This window comes from Pseudomonas quercus (genome assembly GCF_012033695.1).
GTDB lineage: Bacteria > Pseudomonadota > Gammaproteobacteria > Pseudomonadales > Pseudomonadaceae > Aquipseudomonas > Aquipseudomonas quercus.
The window spans coordinates 1-10,479 of sequence record NZ_JAAVJI010000027.1 but is presented as its reverse complement, the minus strand read 5'-3'; the positions used below and the strand labels follow the sequence as shown (position 1 = coordinate 10,479).

Sequence of the window (10,479 nt, the reverse complement as noted above, 5' to 3'; positions counted from 1 at the left end):
GCTGGCGATCACGTTCAGGTCACGCCCGGCCTGGGCGCTGAGGTCGCGGCCGGCGGTGACGGTGGCGCCCAGTTGGGTGATGTCGCTGCTGGTGTGCTTGCGGTCCAGTACCAGGCTGTTGGTGAGCTGGGTGGCGGCAATGTTCACGTCACGGCCGGCACTCAGGCTCAGGTCGCGGCCGCTTTGTAGGGTGCTGCCCAGGTTGTTGATGTCCCGCCCGGCCTGCACGCTCAGGTCGTTGGCGGCTTCGATGCGGGCGGCGTTGTCGGTGTAGTCGGTGTGGCGCTGGCCATAAGCCGCAGAATCCACGGCCGTCACGGTGCGCTCGTTGAGCACGTCGCCGTTGACGGCCGTCACGCTCACGTCACGGCCGGCGATGATGCCACCGGCCTTGTTGACGATGGTGTTGCCCGCCAGCAGGTCCAGGCGATTACCGGCCTGGATCAGGCCGCTGTTCACCAGGTCATTGCCCGCTGTAGCGGAGAGGTTGTTGGCGGCCTTGAGGGTGCCCACGTTGTCCAGGTTTTGGCCGGCGATCAAGGTTACGTCGTTACCGGCGATCAGTGCGCCAGTGGGGCCAAGGCGGCCACTGGCCTGGGCCAGGTACACCACCGGCACCAATACGGTTTCGCCGTTCACTACCGCGTTTTCCATCCACACGATGTCGTGGGTAAGTGCGGCGACTTGTTCGGAGGTAAGGCTCACGCCCACCGAGAGGTTGAGCTCGGTTTTGCTGGCCAGGGCGTTGTTCATCAGGTACTTGAACTGGGCCTCATTGGAGGTTTGCCCATCGATGAACGCCTGCCCGGTGCGGGCGGTGACGGCTTGCTGCACCAGGCGCTGTTCGTACAGGCCATCGCCCAGGCGCTTGGCGCTCTGGTCGGGGTCGTAGCCCAGGCCGGCGAGGAGGTAGTCCGAGCTCATGAATTGCTTGAGGTCGGTGAGTACGGGGTTGGGCGTGGAAGCTTGTTCGCGTGGGGAGTAATCGTTACCCTATGCACGCCGTTGCACATCAGCGGTCGAGCTTGGCGGCTCGCAGTACAAGGCGCATCAGCGCCACCGGTAAACCACAGGCACTTTTTTTGTGCTTGTCGCTTTATGGTGGGTTATGCGGGAGCACCCTCGGGTGCGCCGGTTCCCTTGTACGCCGGTCCGCCAATCCCGTGTAACCCGCCACCCTGTTCTGCTTGGCGGCAGAGCTTGGTGGCTTCAAGTACAAGGAGTTTGTATGAAGACCTTATATCCGGCTTTTGCATACAAAAGTTTTGAATCGTCTTCGAATTCAGCTTTGGATGCTGCTTTTGCAGGCAGCCAATACAGTTTTTACGTCAGCACCACGGGTTATTCTGGAGGTGCTAAATGATGGGGCTATCAAAAACTCATAAGGCGCTTGTTGAGTTCATTCATAGCTTGCCGGCCTCGGCCTGTGATCAATTCGAAACAGAGCTGCTACAAATGAGCAATTTAATCAATAGGCTCGAAAAATCGCGGAGCGATCTGAGTTCAGCAGAGTGCTCTATACGGGTGATACTTGAGCTATTGGATGCTGCTGATACCAGGCAATTTAAGGCAAGCGACCTGCATTGCCTGCTCGTACCTTTGCATATGAAAATTTCGGATGCCTTCAATTATTTCGATGAAGCTTGAAACAAATTTAACAAATTAAGCTAGATGCGTGTGAGGGCTAGAACTATTGAGCATTAGGCGCTGCTTAGCAGCGCCACGACTAAGAAAATTTCCAAGAAAATAATAAAATTAAATTATTAAAGAACAGGTTTTATTCATCCTCAGTACTTTATGATGATGAGTAAAAAACAATTTCACCTTGCGACAACCGCATCAAACTTAACTTCATGATAAGTAAGAAGAACTTAAGCCGCAAGCAGATATAAAATCTGGCATAGGCATATCAAAGATACTGCCTTCCCCAGATGAAAGAACATCTTGCAATGTGACAATGCTTTTTTCAAAATTCAAAATAACATCAAAGCAATTAAATTCAAACTCCCTTAACAGAACGCTCTTAGAGTTTGCCCTTTCATCAAGGGCATATTTCAAAACAGAGCGAATGCTGTCATCCAATTCTAGAATGATAAACCTTTCCACTAGCGCACTGCTATCGCTCATAGCCACTCTAACTAATACGCTCTAATAATTCGACCATTGCCAACGGATCACGATCCACAAGCTTTTCAATCAAGTCCTCCACTGCCCAATGCAGAAGTATATCGCCCCCATCCCTATCTCTGCACAACATGAAATCACTTGACAGAAAAGAGTCAACAACGACTACTTATTTTTCACTAAGTGACATTAGACCACCATAACCATCATATGGATGGACCCAATAAAAGCGCTCCTTCTCTGCCCAGTAAACCCCAAACACTTGTACAGACTCTTGCCGCACAATCTCTCGAATAATCATACTCAAATCACTCAATAGTCCTTCCGGGCTGTAACACAGGTAGTAACTGTTGCGGCGTGGTGATTTTCATATCCTATACTTTAAGGGCAACATAGCTAGACTGATTCCTCTGCTAGGCAGAAAATGCCGTACCTCCCTTTTTTCACGCCAATTTCGCGGACAACCTTATCGCTCGTAAGTCTCTTATCAAGACTAGCAGAAAATTTTCCTTTTACCCTTGCAAGCATGTCGTTCTTATCACAAAAAAACCCTCAACTAGACTGAATATTAAAAAGTTAACGTATAGGACTTATTTGTATTAAATCAAAATACATAACATCCTTTTACATTGGCCGTTTCATATCTCCATGATTTTATTATCTGGTCCGCAGAGACCAATACTGAGTATTTACAATCTCTAATCCAAGTTATGTAATAACGCTTATTCCCACCTTCATTAACAATTTCATCAAACGTTTTTTCCTTATTGACTGGCGACCAATAGGAATTACCGCAACCTTTTGTACAATCTTTGTAAATATGTGAATCGAATCGAGTGCCTACCAATTGATTTACCCCGCTCTCCCAGTATGAGTGCGAGGGTGCGCAGCCCGCCAGAGAAAATATTGAAAAGGCTAGCAAACCTTTATTAATGCTCACGTTTTTTCTCCGACTCAATTTCCACACGGTACCTATCATACAATGACCCATAATTTACCAACAGCGCTGGCGGCATGCTGCCTAAGTTTTCAAAAATCGACATATCTCCTCCCTTGTATGCTTCGAGATTTATCATCCAGCCATCATGTAACGTAGCGAAGCCATTAAAGCCAGGGACTTGGTTTAATATATTACTGACTGGCGTACCATGACAGACCGAATAGAATTTATCGCAGCCCTCTACGAGATTGAGACCGATATTTTTCCCTTCCCTTAATACGCCACCCTCATTAATTTGTGGAACATATCCATCTTTAAGAGGCTCATATTGGGGTCCTGAGTCCCTGTCTACGCCTGGTCTCGCATCCGGCCCACGACCGGCAGAATATTCATATACTTCAGTCAGTGCCCCGGCTCCCGCAATCATTAGCCAGGATTTTTTATCCGACCCGCTTAAAATTCCTTTAAGCGCAGTATTAGCGGCATATGCCTTTACTCGCTCAGCATAGCTTATCGTTTTGTAATTACCGTCGGATGTCAATTCTCGCCCCCAACCATTAGTAAATGCCGCACCAAAGCCTGCAATTGCCGCTCCCGTAGCATAGCTTTTTAGCGCATCGGCACTGGTCACATCTGCCAACACCTTCCCAAGATCGCCCTTGTTATTGATCGTACTCGCCGTCGCAGTGCCCACCATTGAAGAGAGTGCAGCCGTAATCATGGCATTACCCCATCCTGCCGCTGCCACGCCCGTCGCGGTTCCCGCCGTCACCATTGCTGAACTGCCGGCAGCCGCCATGGCAGTACCAGAGCCGGCACTGGCGCCTGCCGCAGCGCCCAACGGACCGCTTGCTGCGCCTGCAGTCAGCGCACTCATGACAATAATGATCGCTAACATCGCTCCTTGTCCCAGGCCGGAATGGCTGTACTTGAACGAATCATGAATCTCCTTCACCTGCCGCCAGTCCACATCCCCGCGCTGCTCGGCATCTTTCAGCCACGCCAGCTGCGGGTCGGCCTTCACCATCGCGTCGATGGCCTGGCTTACCGTTTGCTGGTTCACCTGCTTCACGTCGATGTTCAGGCCGTCCACGGCATGGATGGCTACTTCGCCTTGAGCCACCAGCTCACTCTGCTTCAGGGTTTCGTCGGTTTTGCCTTTGCCCTTGGCGCTGTTCCAGGCCAGGTTGCTGTTGCTCTTGGTGTGGCTTTCCTGGTGCAGGTCCTTCACGCCTTCGAAGGCGATGGCGCCGCCGCTGTTGAGGGTCAGGTCCTTGCCGCTGTCGAGCTTGGCGGCCTGGTAGGTCTGGTCGTCGCCGCTGACCAGCAGCAGGTCGCCGCCGGTTTTTATCTCGGTGCCGATGTTGGTCACGTCGGTGACTTCGTCGTGCTTGGTCTTCTTGGCGCCGAAGTGGCCTTTTTTCTTTTTGTCGTACAGTGAGTAGTCGCTGTCCTCGGCAGCGAGCAGGGCCAGTTTGCCGCCTGCCACCAGGTAGGCTTCGTTGGCGGCTTCGATGCGGCTGGAGGTAACGGTCAGGTCCTGGCCGGCGCTGAGGGCGACGCTGCTGCCGGAGGTGATGGTACTGGCCACCTGGCTAACGTGATCTTCCTGGCGCGTGACCTTTTTGCTCTTGGAATAGGAGTGCTGCTCATCCGCCGCCGAGCTGATGCTCAGGTCTTCCGTAGCAGACAGGGCCACGTCCCGCTTGGCGTCCAGGGCGCTGGCGATCACGTTCAGATCACGCCCGGCCTGGGCACTGAGGTCGCGGCCGGCGGTGACGGTGGCGCCCAGTTGGGTGATGTCGCTGCTGGTGTGCTTGCGGTCCAGTACCAGGCTGTTGGTGAGCTGGGTGGCGGCGATGTTCACGTCGCGGCCGGCGCTCAAGCTCAGGTCGCGGCCGCTTTGCAGGGTGCTGCCCAGGTTGTTGATGTCCCGCCCGGCCTGCACGCTCAGGTCGTTGGCCGCTTCGATGCGGGCGGCGTTGTCGGTGTAGTCGGTGTGGCGTTGGCCGTAAGCCGCAGAATCCACGGCGGTAACAGTACGCTCGTTGAGCACGTCGCCCTTGACGGCAGTCACGCTGACGTCACGGCCGGCTATGATGCCGCCCGCCTTGTTCACGATGGTGTTGCCCGCCAGCAGGTCCAGGCGGTAGCGGCGCTGCCAGAACGGGCCCGACTGCTTTCGACCACACTTGAAGAGCTATTTGGTCAGCAGCAGGAAACCACTGTGCGTAAGCGTGGCCCGGCTCCGAAATGGCAACAGCAACTGGAAGCCATCGACCAGCTACCTAAGAGCCAACAGAAATTTGTTGCGCAGATGCTCGACGCCCTGATCGCTCAGGCCACGACTAAAGCGAGCAGCGAAGGAAGGGAGGTTTTGCAGTAAGCAGATAAAACAACACCGGCGCGAGGCCGGTGCAATTCCAATCACTTTTACAGAAAACACCAGTGCGAGTTCTGCAATCGGGGCCAAGCAAAATATCTAAACATCAAGTTATGGATATATGCCGAGCCGCTCAAGCTCAGAGAAAAAATACTCCATACCTTCCCGCATGCTATCTGTATCTTTCCTTATTACAACATCGTTACTTGTCGACATATTTAAAATAAAAGTATAAATATTACATTCTCTTTCACCATCCACCTTAAAGATGAAAAAGCCCTGATTTTTCATCGCCACCAACTCTAGTATTTGAATAAACTCCTCTAGCCCGACGCCACTCATACTTGGCGAACCGAAACGGGCTGCATACTTTTCAGAAAGCTCATTGAAAGACATTAATCTAGCCCTCTTAATGCTTTTGAAATATCTTGGAGATTAGTTAGCTTCCCCGTCGCAACCTTATCCACAACATTCCAAATAATTTGTTTTGGCGGGCCATCCACGCCGTTTTTTATAATCAACTGCTCAACCACCTAAACGGCAGTCCGCTTGTTCCCATTATCAAACAGATGCCCGCCAGCAATATCCCTGATCATTGAGCCAGCCTTATTATAAAAACCATCATAATTGGCAGCATTTGCAATAGCCGTATCAACTTCTCTAAATGAAACCGAACCGCCAAACTGTGAATTTATAGCAGTGATGTCGTCTGCACTTAAGCCGACCTTGAAACCACCAAGACCTGTTCCACTTGGAAGGTTTGACGCTGAACTTAAGCCACTAGTAGCTAGATCATCTACCTTTCCGGCAGCGCCACCAGTTGCTTTTGCACCCCCTAACGAACCCCGCTCTACCAAAATCCCCGCTTCGGCATCAGTCAGTGCGCTCGTGAGGTTTGGATTACGTACTATCGTCGAGGCTCCGCCCAATCCTAGCGGCAGAAACGGCAGAAGTCCAAGGGCCAAGGCAGCGGCATTCCCTATCCGCTCACTTGTCGACGCTACTTGTCCAGTGAAGGGGTTCTGCCCTCACGCCGCGAAATACGCCTGACATAGCGTATTGCCAGGCCCTACGCCCCCACAGCCGCCCTCAAACCATGTCGGTAAAATCTGGGGCTTTTATTGACAAGCAAACTACTCCTCAATCAACCCCAGCGCTTCGCCCAAGCTTTCTACAAACTCAGCCTGCTCATCTGAATATTCTAATGCGATGCTTTTAAACTGTGAGCACAAAGATGATTTAGATTTCAAGTCCATCATTTGCAATCTCGAAGCTAATTGCTCAAGCCCCTGCATTGCAGCATCTGGATTTAATGCATCATCCCCCGAAAACTCAAGAAATATAGCAAGCTCAACAATGGCTCGCGCAACGTGCTTATTGATTTCCTGGCTCATGAATCACCTTCACTGAAATATTTTTAATACCCAGCTCATCAAACATTTTCTAAGCTCTATTTGCTTGAGCCTGTGTAGGTACTTCCCAGCGCGCAGTTAAACCATTCTGACTTAACACGTCAGACTGCCTAAGCGCCTGGTCCTTCGCCTTGCTCGTCGTTACAACCGAAATCTTGCGATCTACTAAAACCTCACCATCTACACCATCGAATTTAACCAACCTTGTTGATCCATCCGGCATTGTTCTTTCTAGCGCGGGAGCTTGGCCAGATTGGGTTACAGAATTGGAGCGAGCACCGGTTGCTGAGTCATTGTAATCACGCGCACGCGAACTCATACCTGCATTCTCATCGACCCACTTGACCTTAGCTGACGCAAGATCATCTACCTTACTGACAGCGTCACCAGTTGCTTTTGTACCAGAGAAATGCGCACTTTTTCCACTTTTTTAAGCTCAGCAGGCTTTTATGCCTAATCCGGCAGGGTGTAAGAAACATCTCCCGAGTCGCGCCAAACTCCATTAGCAAAGCTTATCGGCCGCTGTGGATAACATACCAACACCCCTTCGACGAACTGACGAAACGACAAGTCAAGTCGCGTTATCCAACGCATATTGTCGATTTCCAACAATCGCCAGTTGTCTCCGCTGTCGAAACCGAAAGCAGTCCCGGTGCTATCCCAGCCGAACAGCCACACCTCGCCCTTGGCACCCGATTCATAGGGTCCGTCTTTATAAAACCCATCATCACCAAAGTAGTCTGCCGCGGAACATAATGTGGGCTGAATCGTCAAAAGCGACAGAGCGCAGTCGTCCTCCTTTATCTCACCATGCCCCCGCTCCTGCATAAAAGCAAAGTACTCATCGGGAGCCGCAGGCCACTGCTGTCGCATCCCACTCAAGTCACCAGAAGAAACAGGGTTCAGCCGCTCTAATAGCACGCATGCGAGTGCATTGAAGGCCTCTAATTTTTCGTACATGGTCATGGGCGCCTCGGAGGGTTCTGCGGAAATGCTGTAGTTGTTGGACTTGCTGGGGCATGAACGCCACCTTGGTGAGCACTTCCACCTGGCACCGGATGCAAATTCCACCATTGGTTAGGTCCACCATTACTGCTGTGGTATCACATGGTGCGCTTGGAAATCCACACCACTCTCCGTCTTGGGCCATGTCAAACCAGTATTCAACTCCCACTCACGCTTGAGATTATTTCGCTGGCTATTGTATTCACGCTGTAAGGCTTGATAGTCGCTTCTGGGCGCGACATAAGTGTGATCCACCTGACGCAACTCCTCTGCGAGTTGCGTGCGCTGGTTAGGGGGCATCGGCACACCTGAATGGTACTCGACGTTCCGGACCACCGCGCGAGCGTCACTCGAGATACTCGTCCATCCTGATGTGGATGTTGCTGTAAAACTCGCATCATTAGCCGCAGCTTTACCCGTACCTACAACTCCAGTTTCTCCAGAAACCAAACCGGATGGAGTTGCTTTTGCACCAGCTAACTTCTAGCTCTTTACTGCTTCAACCCCAGCAGGTGCTTAAATGGCCCTTCATCTAAATCAAGCCCCATATCTAGAATCAGCAGAACAGCCTCTCTATATTCGTCGTCCGTTATAGAAATATCATATTCGCAAATATGACCGCACAATATCTCAAAGGCTAGGCTCTCTTCGCTATACGCGACGTAATCCAAGGCGCCTTGGAGAAGATCGGAATTTAATCGACCTTCAAATTTCTCCCCAAACCTAATGATACGATCCGCAAACATAAATCCTACTCGATTGGTTTGTAAGGTGGAATTGGAGCATCATCAGGAAATGCAGTAACAACCTTTCCTGTAGCCGGCTGATATACAACTTGCATTCGTACGCCATCACGAGTTTCATAAGCGACCCATTTAGCAGCATCTCCTTTAGCTGTATAAGCGCCACCGGTTCCAGTTTGCGCGTACCACTTAGTACTCGGAGATGTCGTGATATCGCCGACCGCGTCAACAATCTTATCTCCTGACCAACTTTCAGGAAAAACTGTCTTCCCTTCCTGTCCCGGCCACATATGTCCACCACTGCCTGGCTTATCACCGTACAGAATATGTTGCTTTGCTTCAGGAGAAAGAATGTCAACGTAATCCTTTCCAAGTCCTTTTGGACCAACAAATATTTCGGACTATATCTGCTTTACCCTATTAACATACACCTAATAATCTAAGGTCATCTTTAAGCTCCACGACTTCATCAGAAGGCAGATCTTCCAAGATAGAGGAGAGTTCAAACTCCTCTAACAATTTAGAGATGGTATCCAGATGATACTTCTGGACCTTTTCCGGAGATCGCCCTGCTGAAAGAATAAGTGCTATAACTTCGAGCATTAACTTTTCAATAGGCAATTCAAATGAGTTTTCAAGCTCGCCATAGGCATAACCCACTTCACTTTCACCTTCAGCCCATGAGCTTTGGTGGCTGAGCTTGACCTTGCAATAGCTATAATAGCTACCCAGAAACCAAGCCCGGATTTCACCATAAGTCACTCTGTCTTCCATTACGGCGTCTTCCTCGGAGGGCGCAGCATAACACCCTGATTATCAAGAATATTAACGGTAATATTGGGGTACTTCGCCTTGAACTGCTCAGCCACATTCAGACAGCTGGCACAAGCCGCTTTCTCCGTAAGGATATTTACTGTTCCTCTTGCGGAGGTATTTCTCCCCAACTGGTCAGCGATATTATCTAGAATTTTGTATTCCGTATCTATTCCCCGATAAACCAAGTCTCCAGCCTTATTGGGTACAGATTGAGCGACAAAATTCCCATTTCCGGAGCCGACAAGCCCCTTACCAGCATCAGAGACTTGGCTGTGTGCGGCCATCTGCTTAGGTATTCCGGGAATATCTATTTCCGCGACAGCTACGTTACCACTTCGCCGTAAGCCAGACGGCAACCCAGCTCGAACGTCCATGACCCGTTGGGCCATCGGAGCAGTGTCAATCACGGTCGCAGTCGCTTTTGCACCCCCTAACGAACCCCGCTCCACCAAAATGCCCGCTTCGGCATCGGTCAGTGCGCTCGTCAGGTTTGGATTACGTACTATCGTCGAGGCTCCGCCCAATCCTAGCGGCAGGAACGGCAGAAGTCCAAGGGCCAAGGCAGCGGCATTCCCTATCCGCTCACTTGTCGACGCTACTTGTCCAGTGAAGGGGTTCTGCCCTCCCGCCGCGAAATACGCCTGACATAGCGTACTGCCAGGCCCTACGCCCCCGCATCCGCCCTCAAACCACTCCTGCCCTTTCTCACGTACGCGCTGATCAAGCTGGATGCTGTCCTGTTGATTCTGAGCAAGCTGGGCTTGGGCTTGAACGTCACTAGCCGGGCTGAGTGCCCATTCCATACCTTCTCGGGTCTGTACTTTGGTGTTCGAGATTACGCAATAACCGTTGCTCGACCCTACACAGGGCACTACAGACCCAGGCTCGTTTTTGGTCACCGTATCGGTGCCCATGTCGCTCCCCACGGCCAGGTACTCTTGCTGGAGAATACTGCGCCCTTTGTCCTCAAGCGCTGCCAGTTCCTTTTTCAGTGTTTGGCAACCTGGTGAAGCGGCGGCGGCGCCAGCACAACCTTTGGCGTACTCCGCTTTCTTT

The 10,479-nt window shown here is 51.3% G+C and carries 11 protein-coding genes and 3 pseudogenes; 3 read left to right on the top strand and 11 right to left on the bottom strand.

Translation table 11 applies throughout. The annotated features are described in order from the left end of the window. Positions 1-897, bottom strand: a pseudogene (locus tag HBH25_RS22560) (DUF637 domain-containing protein); the annotation flags it as partial. Between the two features lie 331 nt (positions 898-1,228). Here HBH25_RS22560 and HBH25_RS23545 point away from each other — a divergent pair. Together HBH25_RS23545 and HBH25_RS22555 are read left to right on the top strand one after the other, a co-directional pair. After that, positions 1,229-1,363 (top strand): hypothetical protein, encoded by a 135-nt coding sequence (locus tag HBH25_RS23545; RefSeq protein ID WP_267874461.1) that lies wholly within the window; start codon positions 1,229-1,231, stop codon positions 1,361-1,363. Further along, positions 1,360-1,647 (top strand): DUF1484 family protein, encoded by a 288-nt coding sequence (locus tag HBH25_RS22555; protein ID WP_168086178.1) that lies wholly within the window; start codon positions 1,360-1,362, stop codon positions 1,645-1,647. The genes HBH25_RS23545 and HBH25_RS22555 overlap by 4 nt, the downstream gene beginning before the upstream one ends. Positions 1,648-1,851: 204 nt before the next feature. Here the strand turns inward: HBH25_RS22555 and HBH25_RS22550 are convergent, their stop codons facing one another. Together HBH25_RS22550 and HBH25_RS22545 are read right to left on the bottom strand one after the other, a co-directional pair. Continuing rightward, complete coding sequence (locus HBH25_RS22550; RefSeq protein ID WP_168086177.1) at positions 1,852-2,127, bottom strand: hypothetical protein; 276 nt, start codon at positions 2,125-2,127, stop codon at positions 1,852-1,854. A 926-nt stretch (positions 2,128-3,053) separates the two neighbouring features. Beyond that, positions 3,054-5,213 (bottom strand): annotated as a pseudogene (locus HBH25_RS22545) (hemagglutinin repeat-containing protein); the annotation flags it as partial. A 78-nt stretch (positions 5,214-5,291) separates the two neighbouring features. Between HBH25_RS22545 and HBH25_RS22540 the strand changes: the two are divergent. Further along, a complete protein-coding gene (locus HBH25_RS22540; protein ID WP_168086176.1) occupies positions 5,292-5,450 on the top strand; it encodes a hypothetical protein in 159 nt (52 codons plus the stop codon). 108 nt (positions 5,451-5,558) lie between these two features. Here HBH25_RS22540 and HBH25_RS22535 read toward each other — a convergent pair whose 3' ends face one another. The 8 genes and pseudogenes from HBH25_RS22535 to HBH25_RS23045 all read right to left on the bottom strand — a co-directional run. Beyond that, a complete protein-coding gene (locus HBH25_RS22535) occupies positions 5,559-5,843 on the bottom strand; it encodes a hypothetical protein (protein ID WP_168086175.1) in 285 nt (94 codons plus the stop codon). A gap of 137 nt (positions 5,844-5,980) precedes the next feature. Beyond that, positions 5,981-6,412: a hypothetical protein gene (locus HBH25_RS22530; protein WP_168086174.1), complete on the bottom strand. Its 432-nt coding sequence runs from the start codon at positions 6,410-6,412 to the stop codon at positions 5,981-5,983. Between the two features lie 168 nt (positions 6,413-6,580). Continuing rightward, positions 6,581-6,841 carry a hypothetical protein gene (locus HBH25_RS22525; RefSeq protein WP_168086173.1) on the bottom strand — a complete coding sequence of 87 codons (261 nt, stop codon included), beginning with the start codon at positions 6,839-6,841 and terminating at the stop codon, positions 6,581-6,583. A 471-nt stretch (positions 6,842-7,312) separates the two neighbouring features. Beyond that, a complete protein-coding gene (locus HBH25_RS22520) occupies positions 7,313-7,825 on the bottom strand; it encodes a hypothetical protein (RefSeq protein WP_168086172.1) in 513 nt (170 codons plus the stop codon). Positions 7,826-8,355: 530 nt separating this feature from the next. After that, the gene (locus tag HBH25_RS22515) at positions 8,356-8,610 is read right to left on the bottom strand and encodes a MafI family immunity protein (RefSeq protein ID WP_168086171.1); all 255 of its coding nucleotides are present in this window, start codon (positions 8,608-8,610) and stop codon (positions 8,356-8,358) included. Between the two features lie 5 nt (positions 8,611-8,615). After that, positions 8,616-8,984, bottom strand: a pseudogene (locus HBH25_RS23900) (EndoU domain-containing protein); the annotation flags it as partial. A 43-nt stretch (positions 8,985-9,027) separates the two neighbouring features. Then, positions 9,028-9,381: an Imm2 family immunity protein gene (imm2, locus tag HBH25_RS22505; RefSeq protein WP_024672729.1), complete on the bottom strand. Its 354-nt coding sequence runs from the start codon at positions 9,379-9,381 to the stop codon at positions 9,028-9,030. Beyond that, a partial coding sequence (locus HBH25_RS23045; protein ID WP_281361171.1) for a deaminase domain-containing protein occupies positions 9,381-10,479 on the bottom strand: 1,099 nt, incomplete at its 5' end. The genes imm2 and HBH25_RS23045, both read right to left, overlap by 1 nt.